The sequence below is a fragment of the Moritella sp. PE36 genome, assembly GCF_000170855.1.
Classification (GTDB): domain Bacteria; phylum Pseudomonadota; class Gammaproteobacteria; order Enterobacterales; family Moritellaceae; genus Moritella.
Window position 1 is genome coordinate 15,193 of sequence record NZ_ABCQ01000052.1, and the last position, 19,436, is coordinate 34,628.

Consider the following 19,436-nt stretch of genomic DNA (forward strand, 5'->3'; position numbering starts at 1 on the left):
TTTTTTAAAATTTTAGCGAGTTTTTACCGTATACGGGCTGCTTTTCGTCATTTTTATTGGAGGTGACGGGCGTATATTATTAAACGTCCTGCATGACAGATATCAAAAACCGTTGTTTATCGTCGAGAATGGCTTAGGCGCCCGCGATGAAGTGACAGAAGACGGTAAGATCATCGATGACTATCGTATTAAATACTTAAATGATCTTTGGTTCAGGCGCGAGAGGCGATTTTAGATGGCGTAGATCTGATGGGGTTTACTTGTTGGGGTCCGATTGATTTAGTCGCTAACTCGACGGCAGAGATGGATAAACGCTATGGATTTATTTATGTCGATCGCCGTGATGATGGCTTTGGCACATTAGCACGTACTCGAAAAAAAGCTTTTACTGGTATCGCGACGTAATTAAAACGCACGGTGATTCGCTTAAACAAAAGTGAGTTAACTTCGCACATTTGTCGCCTCCCCTAACTGGTGTTCATTCGTGGCCAGATGGGGAAGGCGGCGCCCTCCCGATGCAGGTTAGTTGCTGGCACTCTGGTGCATGGATTTCACGGCTTCCTCTGTGTCGATCACGTCGTTCGCTATGTAGCGGAAGTTAACCAGCGCGGCGGCATAGCCATCGCCTTCAGGCACTTTGGCGCCCGCAGTGGCATCTTTGACGACGGCAACTTCAAAGCCGCGCTCTATCATCTCGCGCATGTGAGATTCCACGCACAAGTTAGCCGACATACCCGCCAAGATGACCTTGTCGATGCCGCGTTTGCGCAATTGCAGCAAGAGGTCATTGTTCTCGGGCCCATAGACCTTATGCGGACTGGAAACAACGGTCTTTCCATCATTGATATAGGGCTTGTACAGGGGCAAAAAATCCGCCCCGGAGTTTTCGAACCCGGTGAGGTCCAACTGACCCTTGCGATCGAACATACCGATGTTGTGCATCAGCTTTTCTAGTGAACCTTCGAACTGCCACCCCTTGTCGGTCGGGAAATAGTAGTGCGGAGATATAAACACGGGAATGCCATGTTTCTTGGCGGCCTTGAGCAGTTTTTCGATGTTCTTTACCGTATCGTTGTCGGTGACGCTCTTGCCGACCACGCCCCACGTGACGCCCTTGGGACTCAAGAAATCAATCTGCGGATCTGTGATTACCAGCGCGGTATTCCCAGGTGTTATTGTCATACTAGTCTCAGGCAAGCCAGCAGTCACGAATGGCGTCGCCCCCAGTAGCAACATAATGCCTAGGACACGTTTGACGATAGGTTTTATTAATAATTTCATCTATATACCCTCCTTTATCTATGCCGTTTGTAGCGACATGATTAAAGACGTAATGATGTAAAAATGATCAGGTTTCTCTGATGGTTTTACTTAATAGGGTATTCGAACGGCGAACACCCTTTAAATTATAGGTACAATAAAATCAACTTTCCAGAAAGTTCAACACTATCACCAATTTTAGAGATCCCATCTCGATAACTGCCTATGCTTAATTCCCGCGGTGCCATGCCGTATTGCCAATGGAACCTCCTGTGTTGACGGTGGGGAAGGCCCTAATTGTAATGATATGTGTCGAATTAAATAAGGTATATTGTGCCCTCAAGTACCTCTGCATCATCAATCAAAACTGCACCAAACACCATTGACTTTACGATCACTCTAACTCGATTCTGTTCAGCTTTGGCTTAGTGCTATAACGTTAAACCAAAATTTTCCATCCGTGATCTAGCCAATAGTCCAATCAGTCTAATCGTAGAAGAGAGTTACACGATAGGTAATTATTAAGGAGGGGATATTCAAGGCATGAAGTCGAAGATTTAGTTATTCTAAATCGAGACTTCATAACGCCGAAGGTTCCTTCATTCGGTTTTCCCTGCTAGTCTCTGATATAGCATCTTGAAGTAGTTTGGGTATATAGTGTGAAGAGGGCTCTAATCAGAAGGGTTTAGTGCTTCTTTGATCTGATCGGAATCGAATCCTTTGCGGGATAGATAAGCGTAAGCTTTCGATTGTTCAGTTCTGTTATTAATGTCATACCGTTTCTTATTTAATTCATCTAGGCAGCTTTGATAAAAGTCGATATCACCGGCTTCTTCAAGTTGATAAATTTCATTTTCAAAGTTTTCCACATCAATCAGTTTGCTGCGTAATTCATTTAATATTAAACGCTTGCCTTTACCTTTACGGTACAACTTCATTATTTCTTGGTTTAGGTCGGCATTTTCGGCTTTAACTTCGAGTTTAGTTCTTAAGGTGTCTTTTTCGGGGTGCAGGGACAATGCGTGATCAATTTCGGCGCGTGAAAACCCTTTGGTGGTGAATTGCGAATACACTTTCTCTTTGGTTGTTGAGTGAAAGGTTTGAAATGAACTGCTTAATCGCGATGCTGCGAGTTCGAATTGATCGATTTCTTCATCATACATGACCTGTTCGATGGCTTCAGCCGCATCTTTTGTTGCTACGCCTCTGGCGCGTAATTTACGCGCGATAGCAGACTTGCCATGTTCATTACTAAACGCGGATTCTGCAAAGCGCACCGCGAAGTCAAAATCGCTTTTGATATAGTTTTTGCCAATCAGGTCGGCTAACACCGTTTCTACCCATTCTTGATTTTCTGTTTTCCGCTCAAGCTTGGTGCGTATTTCTGCAATCGTGTAGTCCTGTTGGGCTAAATGCCAGTATGCCGAGTTATAAACATTGTCAATTGACTTTGCTTGTCTGAGTTCTTTTTGCAGCATAAAAAGCCCTTCTATTTAATTAAACTATAGATTGTTAGGCGCTGATTTTAACATTGATAAGGCATAAGGTGGAAAATTGTTAAGGGTGCAGTGAAATGCACTGATTAAAGCGATAACATCAGTGGTAATTTAAGCCATAACTAGTACTTATATTTTTGTAATATGGATGAAATAGACATGTTGATGAGTGGGTATTGATAGCGGAATTTACTTATACGGAATTCCGTGTAATACACCGTTACGCTTCTAAGGGGGAAAGTTGAGTAGAATCGAATACAAACAAACTGGTAAAGGTCTAGAGCTAAGGATCAAACCTGAAAATGAAGGAAAGTTTCCAACTTACTTTATGGGTTTTTGGTTGGTTGCCTGGGCGTGTGGTTGGGTATTGGCTGTAAGCAGTTTGTTAGGTGAACCCATTGGCTTTAATAGTTTATTCGTGCTTGTATGGACAATATTTTGGACCTTTGGAGGGTTGTTTGTAGGTCTTTGGTTAGTATGGAAAACCAACGGATTTGAACAAATTATTTTGAATAGCATTAAGCTTAAAATAAAACATAATATTTTTGGCTTTGGCCCAGTGAAAGTATATGCAACTGATCGTTGTGTAAATTTACGTGCTGCTGGTTATTTTGGCAGTCATAATAATCAATCAATCCTTCAACAGATAGGTATGAAAGGTGGCGTGGTTGCAATTGATGCGGCAGACGAGTCAATTCGATTTGGAGTTGCTTTAGAAGAAAGTGAGGCAAAAGAGGTCGTAGAGTTATTGCGATCTTATATAAAAACGTAACAAGTGGCAAAACTGTCGGAGTTGTTGTTGTTGTTGTTGTTGTTGTTGTTGTTGTTGCGTATTCTTCAATTTAGTCATTACAAATAATTATCATAATCAGTATATTTGATAATTATTCCTCAGAAATGATTTCGTCTATAATGTCAGTATTTATTTATATTATAACTGATACTACTCAATTCAATTATCAAAATGTGAGCTTGTTCAATTAGTTATTCTTTATGATAGTTTACTCTAGTGCACTGCATGGATAGTGATATTTAGTCGAGGGACAGATGAATTTATTTCCAAAGGATTTCTTATGGGGTGGCGCTATTGCTGCTAATCAGACCGAAGGTGCATTTCAGCAAGACGGTAAAGGCTTATCTACCGCTGACTTATTACCGCATGGTATCTTAAGTCAACATCAAGAAAGTACTGATAAAACACCGGGTATAAAAGATCTCGCTATCGACTTTTACAATCGCTATCCAGAAGATATTCAGCTCTTCAAAGAGATGGACTTTACTTGTTTAAGATTATCGATTGCTTGGACGCGTATCTTCCCTCATGGTGATGAAAGCCAACCCAATGAAGCAGGGCTGGCTTATTATGACGGTATTTTTGATGAGCTAGCCAAGCATGACATTCAACCATTTGTCACCTTGTCGCATTATGAAATGCCTGTAGGTTTAGTCGAAAACTACGGTGGCTGGGCAGATAGAAAACTGATTGGCTTTTTTGAACATTATGCAATGACGGTGTTTGAACGTTACCAGCATAAAGTCAAATTATGGCTGACGTTTAATGAAATAAACATGTCGTTACATGCACCGTATACCGGTGTAGGCTTACCTGAATCCGCTGATGAACAAGCTATCTATCAAGCAATTCATCATCAACTCCTTGCCAGTGCCAAAGCCGTTACCCTGTGTAAACAAATAATCCCAGATGCTAAAATTGGTAATATGCTATTGGGCGCGCTTAATTATCCTTTTACCTGTAATCCTGATGATGTCATGGCCGCTGTACATGAGAATAACAAGTGGTTATTTTTTGGTGACGTGCAAACTCGTGGCAAATATCCGGGTTATATGTTGCGCTATTTTAGAGACAATAATATCGAAGTTATTATGCAAGAGGATGATTTAGAGACGCTTGCACAAGCCAGTGTCGATTTTATCTCATTTAGCTATTATGCCAGTGGCTGTGCCAGTGCTGACCCCAAGCAAAAAGAAGTTGGTAACATTATTGATAGTGTGCCGAACCCTTATTTAGAGAAAAGTCAGTGGGGCTGGTTAATTGACCCGAAAGGCTTACGCATATTATTGAATTTCTTGTATGACAGGTACCAAAAGCCTTTGTTTATCGTTGAGAATGGCTTGGGTGCGCGTGATGAAGTGAATGAAGACGGTGAGATTATTGATGATTATCGTATTGAATATTTGAACGATCACTTGGTACAGGCTAGAGAGGCTATCTTAGACGGTGTTGAACTGATGGGGTTCACCAGTTGGGGGCCGATTGATTTAGTGGCGAACTCGACTGCAGAAATGGATAAACGGTATGGTTTTATTTATGTTGACCGTCGTGACGATGGGTCTGGTACATTAGCGCGTACCCGTAAAGAAAGCTTTTTCTGGTATCGCGATGTGATCCAAACACGTGGCGCCTCACTTCACGTTTAAGATCTAATCGTTGGAATACCTTACTTGCGCTCATGGATAATGAGCGTATATTTTATAGTTATTAGTCATATGTTTCCTGCAAGTGAGTGTGCTTATGCCGACAATCCCAACTGATTTTGTGAACTACAAATCAACGGCTGTTTTTACGCCTGATAATATTCCTAAAATGTTCTTACATTTGCATAATACCCGCGCTGGCGTTTACGGCAAAATTATTGTTATTGCTGGTTCGTTAAAATTTTACGGCTTTACCGAACGACGAGGCGAGATAGAGCAAGAGATAGTTATCGGCCAAGACGAAACGGCTATTTCCCCGCCTGAATATTGGCATAAAGTCGAGTTTATGACTGATGATACTCGCTTTAGAGTCGATTTTTACGCCCAGAAAGACTCAGATATCGTTGCCGAAAATCGATCTGAACGTAATGATTAAAGGAAAGTACCAATGCCTGCGACAAAACCAAAACTGTATCACGTATATGATCCCATGTGTTCGTGGTGCTGGGGTTATAAACCAACGTGGGATAAAATTAAACAAGCTGTTGCTGATGATGTAGAGATTATTTATGTATTGGGCGGTTTGGCATCTGATACAGACGAGCCAATGCCAGAAATGATGCAGGCGCAAATCGCTTCTTATTGGAAGAAAATTGAGAACTTCCTCGGCACCAAATTCAACTATGAATTTTGGACTGAGAATACCCCTCGACGTGCTACTTATCCTGCTTGTCGCGCTATTATTGCCGCGCGAGCGCAAGGTGCCGAATTAGAGATGCTCAATGCGATACAGAAGGCTTATTACCTTAATGCGCAGAATCCGAGTGATGATACCGTCTTGATTAAACTGGCTACACAAATTGGTTTAGACATGAATCAATTTGAAACTGCGTTTTTATCTGATCATACACATCAAGCTTTATTAACCGAAATTGGTTTTGCGCGTTCTATAGGCGGTACTAGTTTTCCTTCTCTGTTTATAGTTAACGAGGGGAAGAAGGATAAAAAGGATAAGCAGGTAAAAATACCGATTGATTACAAAGATGCTGAGTTGACGATAGAATTAATAAGAAGTGTGATTTGAACGATTTAAATATTTGCACTATTTCAATAGTTAGAAATAACTCAGCCTGACAATATTAAGCAAGTATCGCTTATAAAGTCAGGCTGTTTTGTAGGACTAATAGCTTTGTAAAGCTAATCGCCTATTACGCTTGTGCTAGTTCTTTTTCTGCAGCAAGAGCTTCTTGTGCGTGAGTCATCTTGATTGCAGCCATCGGCCCTGTTACCAGAGTGATTGCTATTAAGAATGATACCGGCACTGCGGTGATAACAATGAATGATTGCAATGCATTCAAGCCACCGTCACCCGCCAGCAATAATGCCGCCGCAACACAACCCATGATAATCGCCCAGAATAAACGTTGTTTACGATCTGGTTCATTATCACCTGATACCACCATAGCGATGGAATAAGCCATCGAGTCACCAGTCGTTACCACAAACGTGGTTGTCAGGATCAAGAAGGCTGGTAGCAAGATCTCGCTTAATGGTAATTGCTGTAATGTTGCTAACAATACCGCAGGTAAGCCCGCTTCAGCTAGTGGCCCTGAAATAATACCAGGCGTTTGTAGCTCAAAGAAGATGCCTGTCCCACCCAATACCGCAAACCAGAAGTTTGTCGCAATCGGTGCGCCAACGGCAACCGCTAATACCAACTCACGAATAGTACGACCTTCAGAAATACGGGCAATGAAAATAGCCATCATAGGTGCAAAACCAATGAACCAGCCCCAGAAGAACCAGGTCCACCAAATATTCCAGCCTGGATTATCGGTAGTCACGCTCATGGTTGGCATGTCTTGCAAGTAAGTTCCGAATGCACGACCAAACTGTTCAAAAATGAATTGCGTCGGGCCTAAAATAAGGATGGCAAGCAGCAATGCAAATGCACCGATGACGTTTAAGCGACTAAGCCACTGTAAACCCTTGTCCATGCCTGATGCCGCGGATAGCGCACAAATCAATACAACCACAGCTAATATCATTAACTGAGAGTTCATGTCATTTTTAAGGCCCGTTAGCACTTCAAGGCTGTAGCCCATTTGTGATGCTAAGAAACCAATTGGACCAATCGTACCTGCGGCTACTGCGATGATTGAACAAGCGTCAATCACAGCACCAAACCAATGGTTTTCTAAACGATTACCAACGATAGGGAAAAGTAACGCACGTGGACGTAGCTTAATACCATGATGGTGATGTGCATACATCAACACAATCGTTGCGAGTGTGCCCAGTACAGACCAGGCGAGAAAGCCCCAATGCAAGAAGCTTTGGCTTAGCGCTGGCACAACAGCTTCAACAGTCGAGCCTGTAATATCAGGGTAACTTGCTGATGGTGTTATGAAATGGTAAATCGGTTCTGCTGCAGACCAGAAAACACCACCACCTGCTAATAGCGTACACATGATCATTGCTAACCAGCGGAAGGTGCCAATTTCAGGTTTGGTTTTCAGTCCCATACGAGTCTTACCGTAACGGGTTGCTGCGATGCATAATGCAACTGCAAAGTTTGCTACCATTAGCCATTGCCAAAAGTAACCAAATTGTCCAGCAGCGGCTGAAAATAAGTCTTGGATTAAAGTAGTGAAACGAGGGAGGTCAATGATTGCAGCCAATAAGAACAAGCTAATGAAGCCGATCGTTAATGCTGGAACCAATTGGTCGCTTTTGCGACGCTCTGAGGTAGTCGTTGTTACGGGTACATCTTCGCCAGTTTGGCATGCATTTACTTGCATAAAATTCTCACTAAGGGGTGAGGGGCGAGATAATACCGACATTGGCGTGATTTTCCAGTTTTATCTACCCGCTTAAACGGGCAGTCAGGTTTGTTGCGTTATATCATTGTATTTTAATACTATTTAAACTTTCTTCATAATCAGTAAGTTATATGACTAATTACCTCTCAAGTAATGATGTGATATTAATCACGCTTATGTTCTCGACATCTTTTATTTCTGTACGATTATTGACCAGTGTTGGTTGATCGCTGATAGGCACGTAAAAATCAGCTCTAGGTGGGGTTATTATCACTTGGATTGTAACAATTAAGCAGTATTGATCGTTAAGCTTTAAGTCTTGTCTTTAATTTTACATTTGAATTAAAAATGTTCTTGGGTCTCGAATACTCAAATCGAGATCATCAAGCTTATGCGCAAGGGCTGTTATATCATTTAAATAGATGCATCCTCGTCCTAAATGCACAAGACCCTCTTTTTCTAATTGTTTGATCGCCTCATTGACACGCTGCCGAGCAATACCGGTAATACGGCTAATTTGTTGTTGTGACATATTTATCTTTGGTTGTTCACCTTGCAGCCTTGGCTTATGTGCCGCTATAAGTTCGCAGATAATATTTAACTTTTAAACTTAATAAATCTGCGAACAATGATGCTTAAAAACTCGGCAGCATGTCTCTTGCAACAAGCTTGTTGTGGGCCGCTTCTATCAGCAGTTGATTGGCTTTAGCAATATCAGGGGCAAAATAACGGTCTTTGTCGTAGAAATCGACGCGTTCACGCAATTCTGCTTTCGCCTGTTCAATTAACGGGGATGATTTTAGCGGTGCTCTGAAATCAAGCCCTTGTGCCGCAGATAACAGCTCAACCGCTAAGATACCACGGGTATTTTCAGCCATGTCTTTCAATCGACGCCCAGCAAAGGTCGCCATAGATACATGGTCTTCTTGGTTGGCTGACGTTGGTAAACTATCGACCGATGCTGGATGGGCTAATGACTTGTTCTCACTGGCTAACGCAGCTGCGGTTACCTGTGCGATCATAAAGCCAGAGTTAACACCGCCATTATCTACGAGGAATGGTGGTAATTTGCTTAAGCTACTGTCAATCAATAGTGCCATACGACGTTCTGATAAACTGCCTATCTCTGCAATCGCTAGCGCAAGGTTATCACTGGCCATCGCAATCGGTTCGGCGTGGAAGTTACCCGCTGAGATAATATCGCCATCATCGGCAAAAACTAACGGGTTATCTGATACTGAGTTGGCTTCGACTTCATATATCTCAGCTGAATTACGGATCTGTTGTAAACAGGCGCCCATCACTTGTGGCTGACAACGCAGTGAATAAGGGTCTTGGACTTTTTCACATTCAGTGTGAGAATCACCAACTTCACTGCTAAATTCAAGTATGTGACGATACATAGTCGCAGAATCCATTTGTGAGCGATGACCACGCACACGGTGGACGCGTGGATCAAACGGACGACGGCTACCAAGCGCGGCTTCCACTGTCATTGCGCCACATAAGGTTGCTGAAGCAAACAGATCTTCGGCAGCAAACAAGCCTTCAAGGCCAAACGCAGTCGATGCTTGCGTGCCGTTTAACAAGGCGAGTCCTTCTTTTGGTGCTAACGTGATCTTCTGCATGCCTGCAATCGTTAATGCTTCTTCACCAGTAATCATTTTACCTTGATAACGCGCTTCACCTTCGCCCAGTAAAACTGTGCTCATGTGAGCTAGTGGGGCGAGATCACCTGATGCACCCACTGAGCCTTTTTTTGGTACGCAGGGGTAAACTTCGGCATTCACCAATTGCATCAAGGCTTCAATAACCGATAAACGAATACCTGAAAAACCACGCGCTAGGCTGTTAATTTTAAGCACCATCATCAACCGCACGGTTTCATCGTTCATTAACTCGCCGATACCTGCCGCATGGGATAACACGATACTGCGTTGCAGCGTTTCGAGATCTTCAGGCGCGATACGGGTATTAGCAAGCAGGCCAAAACCGGTATTAATACCGTAAGCAGTACGGCCTTCTGCTATCACATTATTTACCACTTCTGTGCTGGCATGAATGTCATCAAAGCAGCTAGGGTCGAGTGACACCTGTACTGGAGCACGACTGATTTGACGAAGTTGTGCCAGTGTTAATAACCCTGGTTTAATTGTAAGTTTGTACATGTTGTTCTCCAAGATTATCTATTTATTATTGGCTGTATTAAGCATCGGTAGGTCTAAGTTTTGTTCTTTCGCGCAGGTTTTAGCAATATCATAACCTGCATCAGCATGACGCATCACGCCTGTGGCTGGATCGTTGCGTAATACACGGCTAACACGTTCATGGGCATCATCGGTGCCATCACAAAGTACCACCATGCCTGAATGTTGAGAGAAGCCCATGCCAACGCCGCCGCCATGGTGCAGTGATACCCAAGTCGCGCCACTCGCTGTATTGAGCAGGGCGTTTAATAGTGGCCAATCTGATACGGCATCAGAACCATCCATCATGCCTTCGGTTTCACGGTTAGGGCTGGCAACTGAACCGGAATCAAGGTGATCACGACCAATCACAATCGGCGCTTTAAGCTCGCCATTTTTAACCATTTCGTTAAAAGCTAAACCAAGACGTTGACGGTCTTTTAAGCCCACCCAACAAATACGTGCAGGCAGACCTTGGAACTGAATACGCTCGCGCGCCATGTCTAACCAATGGTGTAGCTGTGGATTATCTGGGATCAGCTCTTTTACTTTTTGATCGGTTTTGTAGATATCTTCTGGGTCGCCAGACAATGCCACCCAACGGAATGGACCTATGCCTTCACAGAACAGTGGACGGATATAAGCGGGTACAAAACCGGGGAAATCAAACGCGTTTTCAACGCCTTCTTCCAGTGCCATTTGACGGATGTTATTACCATAATCAACCGTTGCAGAACCTGCTTTTTGCAGATCTAACATGGCCTGTACCTGAATTGCCATTGACTGCTTAGCGGCTTTAACAACCGCGGCTTCATCTTCTTTACGCATTGCTGCGGCGTGTGCCATGGTCCAGCCTTGTGGTAAATAGCCGTTAAGCGGATCATGCGCCGATGTTTGGTCGGTAGTACAATCTGGAACGACACCACGTTTGACTAATTCAGGGAAAATATCGGCGGCATTACCAAGTAGGCCAATCGAGATTGGTTGCTTATTTTTGATTGCTTCATCAAGTAGCGCTAATGCTTCATCAAGGGTTGTGGCTTTCTTATCGATATAACCGGTACGTAAGCGGTAATCGATACGTGATTCATCACATTCAACGGCTATCATCGAGAATCCGGCCATTGTTGCAGCAAGCGGTTGCGCGCCACCCATACCACCTAAACCACCAGTAAGCACCCAACGACCTTGTGCTTGGCCGTCAAAATGTTGTTTCGCCATGGCCACGAATGTTTCGTAAGTACCTTGCACAATGCCTTGTGAGCCAATGTAGATCCAAGAGCCCGCGGTCATTTGTCCGTACATCATCAAGCCTGCTTTATCTAGCTTGTTGAAGTGTTCCCAGTTTGCCCAATGTGGTACTAGGTTTGAGTTGGCAATCAGTACACGCGGTGCATTGGTGTGGGTTTTGAATACACCAACCGGTTTACCTGACTGTACAAGGAGTGTTTCGTCATCTTCTAAACGTTTTAGCACTTCGACTATTTTGTCGTAACATTCCCAATCACGCGCCGCGCGGCCAATGCCCCCATAAACAACCAATGCATGCGGATGTTCTGCAACGTCTGGGTGTAGGTTGTTCATCAACATTCTTAATGGCGCTTCGGTTTGCCATGATTTAGCGTTGAGCTTTGTGCCGTGAGGGGCAATGATAGTACGAGACGTATCTAAACGTTTATCAGTCATTAGGATTTCCTTTTCACTTTGCATATTTATTTTGATTAAATTCTAATTCGGCTTTTATTTCGACTTGAACATAGCGCGGGTGATATCCCACGTTAATCGTGCTGCAAGTCGTGCAGTTTGATTGTCTATATCAAAATTTGGATTGTATTCGGCTAGGTCAGCAATGATTAGTTTTGCTTGGCCTGCGCTATTTTTAGCGTTAAAGATCGGTTGGAGTAAGGCTTCGACACTTTCATAATTCACCCCACGCGCTGCTGGTGCGCTAACACCGGGCGCTGTGGACGCAGAGAACACATCGATATCTATGGTTAGATAGAGGTGATCCACGTTATCAATAAATGCGATTAATTCTTCGATACGCTCGGCAAGGTGATAAGAAGCCAGCTGGTGGTCTTCGCGATAATGCACCCCGAGTTGATCGGCAAGGGTGAATAACGCTTGAGTATTACTGGCGCGACTGACACCAAGACACGCATAATTAAACGCCCAGCCTAATTGTTGGCAGTGTTTGGCTATTTGATTGAATGGCGTGCCTGAGCTAGTCGGGAATGCGTGACCATCTGTCGAATAGGTACGTAAATCAAAATGGGCATCAAAGTTGATAATGCCGATCTTTGGTTTGTTAACGTCAGTGCTTATGCCTGAATTCTGAAAATGTTGCGCTAATCCTTGGAATGTTCCCCAAGCGATTTCGTGTCCACCGCCTAATACCATTACTTTGTTTTGTTTGTTGAGGGCTGTCTCGACATGGTTAGCCAGTTCTTTTTGGCTGGCGGCTAAATCAGTATCACTGCAATAGATATTCCCTGCATCAACGAAAGTCGATGTTTTTGTGGCGTTGTCATGATGCCATGCGGTATTAGCCAGCGCTTTGCGGATAATATCCGGTGCTTGTACTGCGCCAACACGGCCTTTATTACGTTTCACGCCTTCGTCACAAGCGAAGCCGAGTAGGACAACACCCGCTTGGTTTGTTAGTTGCTCGTCATCACCGATCAAAGTGACTTTTTGATGAAAACGCATGCCTGCTTCACCGTCTTCGGCGTCAATACGACCCTGCCAAATATCGGCATCGGTAGCAGCGTAATTACTTGCTGCGGGATAAGTTATTTTAGTCATGACAAAGCTCTCCGTTAACGATGCGAGAGTGCAGTCTTGGTGTGCCGACTTCATAAGCGAGTTGGGCTGGATGGTCGATATTCCAAATTGCGAGATCAGCATCATAGCCAACACGTATTTGACCGCGTGAATCTTGTAGCCCTAATGCCCGTGCTGCATGGCATGTTACGCCACGTAATGCTTCTTCAGGTGTTAATCTAAATAAAGTACAGCCCATATTCATCATCATAGTTAAGGATGCGATAGGAGAGGTACCTGGATTAAAATCGGTTGCTAATGCCATTGGCACGTTATGTTGACGCAGTAATGCAATGGGCGGTAATTGGGTTTCTCTTAAAAAGTAGAATGCGCCAGGCAGCAGGGTGGCGACAGTGCCATGTTCAGCAAGTGCTTTCACGCCTTGTTCGTCAAGGAATTCGATATGATCAACCGAGGTGGCGCCCATTTTGGCGGCCAGTTCACTGCCGCCGAGGTTACTTAATTGTTCCGTGTGACCTTTAATGCCTAAGCCGTGAGATAAAGCAGCTTCGAATACGGCTTTGGTTTGCGCTAAGTTAAAGCCAATGCCTTCGCAGAATACATCAACATAGTCCACTAGCTTAGCTGCAACGGCGGCTGGAATGATTTCGTCACACACATAACGGATGTAGCTATCGGCATTGCCTTTATATTCAGGCGGTACGGCATGTGCCGCTAGTAGCGTGGTTGATACCTTGATATTGGCATGCTGTTGTAATTGCTTAGCGGCACGTAGCATTTTCAATTCATCTTCAAGTGTTAAGCCGTAACCTGATTTGATTTCAATCGTTGTTACACCGTCTGCGGTCAGTGCTGAGAGGCGTTGTAGGGCGAGTTCAACAAGTTGGCTTTCGCTTGCTGCGCGAGTGGCGTTAACAGTCGAAAGGATACCGCCACCTTGTTTAGCGATTGTTTCATATGGCACGCCCGTTAAGCGCTGTTCAAATTCTTTAGCACGGTTACCAGCAAAAACCAGATGGGTGTGACAGTCGATAAGACCCGGTGTAATAAGGCGATCTTGGCAATCTATAATTTGTGAGTAGTCTGCTGTCGGGCACTGCTGCATAGGACCAATTTTAACTATCTTAGCGTGCTCAATTGCAATGTAGCAATTAGGTTGTGTTTGGTAATCTGAATCACTTTGATCCATCGATACAATTGTTGTATTGGTTAGCAATAAACTCATCAGGCTCTCACGCTTTTAAATGTATATACAATTAAATAGACAATTTAAGCAGGAAGAGCAAGTTTTAAATCGGCTTGTTGTGATCTAGTTGTGGTTTTGTTAATTTTTTGAGGCGATTTTTATGATGTATGTCGATATTAACCGACACAGTGTTTAGCATAATAGTTTGGCGTAATAATTTGAATTAGCGGGTAATAAGCAGTGCTATATTTCAGTTTTAAGGCTGAGTTTGTATTTATCTGCTGGATGATAAAGCAAGGCAACACTAATCAAAGACTGTTTGCTCCAGGTACGGCGATTGAGTAATAAACAAGGTTGTAGCGCTGTTAGGCTTAAGTGCTGTTGGATAGGTAGGCTTGGCATGACAGCTTCAACCGTATGCTCAATCGAACTTAATGGACAATTCTTGGTGAGGTATTCATTGGGTGTCGCTAGACTGAAATCTTGTGTTATGTACTCCGGTGCAAACTGCGGATTGACCCAGCGCAGTTCCAGTTGTAATGCAATGTCGTCCTCGTAATGTATGATTTCACTAAAGAAAATGGCAGTGTCAAGTTTTACGCCTAGTCTCATCGCTATTTCATCATCCGCTTGTATTGTCACCTGACGCAGTATTTTATTGCTGTAGGTTTTACCGCGTTGACGGATCTCATCAGCAATATTACGAATATCACTCAGTGATGACTCGACTTTTTTCTGGCACACAAACGTACCCAAGCGCGGGGTTCTTGTTAATAGACCTTGGTTGACGAGATCGCGAATGGCTTTATTCACCGTCATCCGGCTGACATTAAATTGTTTGGTTAATTCGAGCTCTGTGGGGATCTTATTACCAGGCAGCCAAACATGGGTATTGATTTTTTCAAGGATGAAGTCTTGGATTTGAATATAGCGCGGCGAACTGTTCATAGCGTCTAACCTTAATAATGTCTAACTTTAATAGCAGTATAATGGAGTAATCAATAAAACTTAATTGACTATACAAATGATCTATTAGTTAGCAATAAAATGCAAGTTATTATGTGTTAGTGAGATTTGGTAGGGTGGGAACGGGATTTTAAATTTGGGTAAGCGGTTCAGAACAAGCTGTTCACAAGAACAAGCTGTTTACTCTAAGCCATAACTGGACAGAAACAGCTTAGAGTGGAAACTTTAAATGGTACAGTTCGCATTACAGAAAGTATGGTGAAATTGAGATTAACGCCTCATTAAGAGGCTAAAAATTGCGGGCTAAAATGGAACAAAGCGAACAGCCCACTGTTTTAGTCCAGCTTTAATGACTTGTTAGCCATTTTATACTCATCAAATATTTTTTGTAATTCTGCAAAAGGTTTAAGTCCAATTTTTTCAGGATTATCAGGTAACTTCTGATGATCAATATAACGAATTTTTTTAACAACATCATACTCGCCTATAGCCATGTCCAGTAATATATATGATCCAGAAATAAAGATATTGGATTCTTGTTCAATAAAATCGGGGTGATAAACGATTAGATCAAAGTATCCATCTTCTACTCGGGAATATATCCAAACCTTAGAAACATCAAATTCTTTACCTGCATACTCTAACTTGAAATCGGCATAATTTTCTATTCTTGGGCGAAACGCAATGATTGAAAATTGATTAAACTCAGGAGCATGTTTAACTAAAGATTCGACGTGAGGAAATACATCAGAAATACCATCTGCACTGATGATAAATTCACGTTTTCCATCCTTTATATGAGATATTTCAAATACTACATCTTCGTGATACCCAGATAACTGCGAAGAAATTGAATCTAAAACCTTATCCTGATTTTTTTCAAATTCAAAAATAGTAGATTCGTTTTTAATGAACCATTTCCAAAACGTCTGCTCTTTACTTTCCTTGGCAAATAATCCCATTGGTAACATCACAATTAATATAGTTAATATAATTTTTTTCATCGGTGCCTGACTATATGGCTAACGCCCAAATAACAGGCTAAAAATTGTAGGCCAAAATCAGCGAGGCACGAGCAATGGCCAACTGTTTTTAGTCCTTGTTGATTTTCTTGTTAGGCTTTATCTCAAAAGACAACATATTGAACATTTTTAGATTTACATTTTGGACAAATTACAGTTTCCGCTAAAGAAAACTTTATTTTGGCTTTGAGATAGAAAAATTCTACGGAAGACAATAAATAATTACAATCTTTGCAAATTAAATTCGATTTATTGGGAGGTCTAATTGGCATTAAATATCCTATTTCCGTTTTAGAATTAATGTATTCGAGTCTCTAGAAACTTCTTTATAACTTCTAAGTTTAGTGAGAGCGCCAACACCTCCAGCAGCAATAGCAACACCTATAGCAGTGTAAGTTACAGCTCCACCTAATATACCAACAGCAACAGGTGCCGCGACTATTCCTACAACGCCACTTGTGCCTCCAGTTGGAATAGCAACAATAGCAGCATAAACAGCAATGCCAATCCCACCAATTGCAATAGCCCATGCAACATTGCCTGTCGCTCTTATTTTAATAGTTTTATCTTTTAGGCTACCTTCAATTTCAATTGTATCTTCTTCATTCTTTATAGCCTCACCAAGTTCTTCTTCCGTATAAACCTTTACCATAAAATACTCCAAAATATAATATTATAAGACGACATATGCAAAGCGATGAAAGCCTAACGCACATTTAAGGTGCTGATAATTGTTTGCTAAAATGTGTTGCGAAGCGAAACCGAGCAAACTGTTAGCAGTCCCGCTTTAAATTTTTGTTATGTTTGCTTTTCTCGATATTGTTCGGCGAGCCAAAGGACGCTAGATAGAAAACAAATAGACTTACAGCTATTGATATAGGATCCGTAATCCAAGTGCTTTGAATCACCATGAAGAATACCATTTCTATTTGGAGCTTTAGCTTTATCTATTTGTTCGAAGCAGTTAGAATTTTCGGAAAATTGAGATGGTGACGAAAACTGTCCAAAGTACGCCTTAGCAATCGAATTGCTGTCGAAAACGTCACTCAATTTAGTTTCAATTTTCCTTAATTTATCCTCTCTTCTTGCAAAAGCACTTAAGCCTAGGTAGTTCTCAAAAACCCCGTCTGACTGAGACAGCAAGAGAGGTATGCTTGCAATATAGTTTTCCTGCTCATGTAACTGAAGTGCAACCGATAAGATGTGTTCTCTGTTTCCAGCTTGAGCAAGAACATACTGCTTTTCTTCAACATAGCGCTTTTCAAAAGCCTTCAACATCCTGGAATCGAGTGTTTGCTGGGACGACAACGAAGTACTCGATAGCTTACCTGGCATGTACGGTGTCGGGTACCAGCCTAATTGAACAGCTTGAGACCAAACGTCACTCAATTTAGTAGGTAGTAATTCCAACTTCTTCCCAAAGCTATCAATGGATTTAAAAATACTATCAAGATCATATTTAGACATGATTAACTCCATCGCAAACATAACGCCCACTTAAGCGGACAACGATTGTTGGCTATAATTGTGGAGCGAAGCGGAACGTAGCCAACTGTTTTTGTTCCGTTTAAAGCGCTTGTTAAGTGTCACTGAATAGAAACAACCCATATTTTCTAGCTATGTTTGAAAGTATCTCAACCTTGGATAGATCTTTCAAAATAAAGGAGTGGGTATCTTCATCTCCTGCTACATACCAAGCATCCAATTCAGGAATAAGAACACTAAATTCAAACTCACCGTATGTAGGCTGAATACTCATATGCTGATTGATTTCTTCAATAGACTCAAACCGCTTAAAGAACAGCTCATTGTTAGAATAATCACAGTTAAAGTTCAAAAGCTCATACTCATTTGCTAATGACATGCTAAATGCATGCATCACTGTATTTCTATTTTGTTGCTCTTCTTTACCAACGCTCACTAATAACTTGTAATAATCTTCCCTGCAAAGCCAACCGTCAAAAACACTTACAAAATGGCGTTTGAATTCGTATTCATGAAGAATATATTCATATTGTTTATTTAAAGCTTTATGCTTTCTAATCGAATCGTGCTTTATCAATTTCATATAGGGCAACGCTTGTGACATTTAACATTTGTATAACCGGACTCTCGATTTCCCAAATTCACTCACCTCAATAAAAGTAGATTAATCAATTGAAAAATAAGATTATACTTCAAATTTATTAATTACATGTTTATGGGAAAACGAGCCTTCCTGTAAATTATTTATTTAGTCTTATAAGTTATATACAAGGCTAGCTATCTAATTGAGTATATTGACATTAATTTTAGGCTACAAGATAAACCTGACTGCTTTTTGACAAATTGAGACTGCGTTCACCGAAATATCAATAACACTGTATAAAATCAGCCTACTTAGTCTTTTTCATTACACATAAATAGGATTAACTTAGTTGGTAAATTTTGCATGATAAAATGTATGGTAAATTGATATGTACATATTGTGAGTGAGTTAAAGCTCTAACACACTTAGGGGCATAAATGAGTTACAAAAATAAACAAAGGTAGGTTTGCCTATTTTTTAAATACAAACGAAAGAGTCAGAGCTCTAATTCAGCAGCTTAACGATAATGAGATAACCGTTAAGCTGCTAGTTGAATAATCAGAATCGAAGGTTAATTAGAAGAAACCAAGCGGGTTAACGTCATAACTGACCAGTAAGTTTTTAGTCTGTTGATAATGCTCTAGCGCCACTTTATGCGTTTCGCGACCGACACCTGACTTCTTATAACCGCCAAATGCAGCGTGGGCAGGGTAAATGTGGTAACAGTTGGTCCATACGCGGCCAGCTTGGATCTTACGTCCCATACGGTAAGCTACGTTCATGTCGCGACTCCAAACACCCGCGCCTAAGCCAAATTCAGAATCGTTGGCGAGCTCTAGGGCTTCTGCTTCAGTCTTGAACGTGGTTACTGCGATCACAGGGCCAAAGATCTCTTCTTGGAAGATGCGCATTTTATTGGTGCCTTTCAGCAGCGTCGGTTGGATATAAAAACCGTTTTCATAATCAGTGTGAACTTCTTCAATATTGCCACCAATGAGTAACTCTGCGCCTTCTGCTTTACCGATTTCAATGTATTTTAAGATCTTATCAAATTGCTCTTTCGACGCTTGTGCACCAACCATGGTTTCGGTGTCTAATGGATTACCACGTTTAATCATCTTGGTGCGCTCGATGATCTTAGTCATAAATTGATCATAGATATCTTCATGCACTAATAAGCGTGATGGGCATGTACAAACTTCACCTTGAT

18 protein-coding genes and 1 pseudogene are annotated in these 19,436 nt (G+C 42.0%); 5 read left to right on the plus strand and 14 right to left on the minus strand.

Annotation, left to right across the window (positions count from 1 at the left end; genetic code table 11):
* Positions 1 to 70 precede the first annotated feature (70 nt).
* Positions 71 to 440, plus strand: a pseudogene (locus PE36_RS25050) (family 1 glycosylhydrolase); the annotation flags it as partial.
* A gap of 82 nt (positions 441 to 522) precedes the next feature.
* Here PE36_RS25050 and PE36_RS19540 read toward each other — a convergent pair.
* On the minus strand, positions 523 to 1,281 hold the full coding sequence (locus tag PE36_RS19540) for a cysteine hydrolase (protein WP_006033809.1): 759 nt from the start codon (positions 1,279 to 1,281) through the stop codon (positions 523 to 525).
* 650 nt (positions 1,282 to 1,931) lie between these two features.
* Complete coding sequence (locus PE36_RS19545) at positions 1,932 to 2,738, minus strand: RecX family transcriptional regulator (protein ID WP_006033810.1); 807 nt, start codon at positions 2,736 to 2,738, stop codon at positions 1,932 to 1,934.
* Between the two features lie 259 nt (positions 2,739 to 2,997).
* On the opposite strand from PE36_RS19545, the gene PE36_RS19550 reads away from it, so the two are divergent.
* From PE36_RS19550 to PE36_RS19565, 4 genes are all read left to right on the plus strand, one after another.
* Positions 2,998 to 3,528: a hypothetical protein gene (locus PE36_RS19550; RefSeq protein ID WP_157517827.1), complete on the plus strand. Its 531-nt coding sequence runs from the start codon at positions 2,998 to 3,000 to the stop codon at positions 3,526 to 3,528.
* A gap of 275 nt (positions 3,529 to 3,803) precedes the next feature.
* A complete protein-coding gene (locus PE36_RS19555; protein WP_006033812.1) occupies positions 3,804 to 5,195 on the plus strand; it encodes a glycoside hydrolase family 1 protein in 1,392 nt (463 codons plus the stop codon).
* Positions 5,196 to 5,289: 94 nt separating this feature from the next.
* Positions 5,290 to 5,628, plus strand: coding sequence for a DUF1971 domain-containing protein (locus PE36_RS19560; RefSeq protein WP_006033813.1), 339 nt, complete (start codon positions 5,290 to 5,292; stop codon positions 5,626 to 5,628).
* 12 nt (positions 5,629 to 5,640) lie between these two features.
* Positions 5,641 to 6,276 (plus strand): DsbA family protein, encoded by a 636-nt coding sequence (locus PE36_RS19565; RefSeq protein ID WP_006033814.1) that lies wholly within the window; start codon positions 5,641 to 5,643, stop codon positions 6,274 to 6,276.
* 124 nt (positions 6,277 to 6,400) lie between these two features.
* On the opposite strand, the gene PE36_RS19570 is transcribed toward PE36_RS19565, so the two are convergent.
* The 12 genes from PE36_RS19570 to PE36_RS19625 form a co-directional block, all read right to left on the minus strand.
* On the minus strand, positions 6,401 to 7,993 hold the full coding sequence (locus tag PE36_RS19570) for a BCCT family transporter (protein ID WP_006033815.1): 1,593 nt from the start codon (positions 7,991 to 7,993) through the stop codon (positions 6,401 to 6,403).
* 352 nt (positions 7,994 to 8,345) lie between these two features.
* A complete protein-coding gene (locus tag PE36_RS19575) occupies positions 8,346 to 8,609 on the minus strand; it encodes a helix-turn-helix domain-containing protein (RefSeq protein WP_366816029.1) in 264 nt (87 codons plus the stop codon).
* Between the two features lie 40 nt (positions 8,610 to 8,649).
* Positions 8,650 to 10,182, minus strand: coding sequence for a histidine ammonia-lyase (hutH, locus tag PE36_RS19580; RefSeq protein WP_006033817.1), 1,533 nt, complete (start codon positions 10,180 to 10,182; stop codon positions 8,650 to 8,652).
* Positions 10,183 to 10,200: 18 nt separating this feature from the next.
* Positions 10,201 to 11,886, minus strand: coding sequence for a urocanate hydratase (gene hutU / locus PE36_RS19585; protein WP_043994880.1), 1,686 nt, complete (start codon positions 11,884 to 11,886; stop codon positions 10,201 to 10,203).
* A 54-nt stretch (positions 11,887 to 11,940) separates the two neighbouring features.
* Complete coding sequence (hutG, locus tag PE36_RS19590) at positions 11,941 to 13,005, minus strand: formimidoylglutamase (protein WP_006033819.1); 1,065 nt, start codon at positions 13,003 to 13,005, stop codon at positions 11,941 to 11,943.
* Positions 12,998 to 14,209 carry an imidazolonepropionase gene (hutI, locus tag PE36_RS19595; protein WP_006033820.1) on the minus strand — a complete coding sequence of 404 codons (1,212 nt, stop codon included), beginning with the start codon at positions 14,207 to 14,209 and terminating at the stop codon, positions 12,998 to 13,000. Before hutI ends, hutG begins: the two co-directional genes overlap by 8 nt.
* Positions 14,210 to 14,413: 204 nt before the next feature.
* Positions 14,414 to 15,118: a histidine utilization repressor gene (gene hutC, locus PE36_RS19600; RefSeq protein WP_006033821.1), complete on the minus strand. Its 705-nt coding sequence runs from the start codon at positions 15,116 to 15,118 to the stop codon at positions 14,414 to 14,416.
* Between the two features lie 353 nt (positions 15,119 to 15,471).
* Positions 15,472 to 16,140, minus strand: a complete 669-nt coding sequence (locus tag PE36_RS23845; protein WP_006033822.1) for a hypothetical protein — start codon at positions 16,138 to 16,140, stop codon at positions 15,472 to 15,474.
* A gap of 298 nt (positions 16,141 to 16,438) precedes the next feature.
* Positions 16,439 to 16,810 carry a hypothetical protein gene (locus PE36_RS19610; RefSeq protein WP_006033823.1) on the minus strand — a complete coding sequence of 124 codons (372 nt, stop codon included), beginning with the start codon at positions 16,808 to 16,810 and terminating at the stop codon, positions 16,439 to 16,441.
* Between the two features lie 146 nt (positions 16,811 to 16,956).
* Complete coding sequence (locus PE36_RS19615; RefSeq protein WP_043994881.1) at positions 16,957 to 17,625, minus strand: hypothetical protein; 669 nt, start codon at positions 17,623 to 17,625, stop codon at positions 16,957 to 16,959.
* A 112-nt stretch (positions 17,626 to 17,737) separates the two neighbouring features.
* Complete coding sequence (locus PE36_RS19620) at positions 17,738 to 18,247, minus strand: hypothetical protein (RefSeq protein WP_006033825.1); 510 nt, start codon at positions 18,245 to 18,247, stop codon at positions 17,738 to 17,740.
* 554 nt (positions 18,248 to 18,801) lie between these two features.
* The coding region (locus PE36_RS19625) for an aldehyde dehydrogenase family protein (protein WP_006033826.1) at positions 18,802 to 19,436 on the minus strand (635 nt) is incomplete at its 5' end.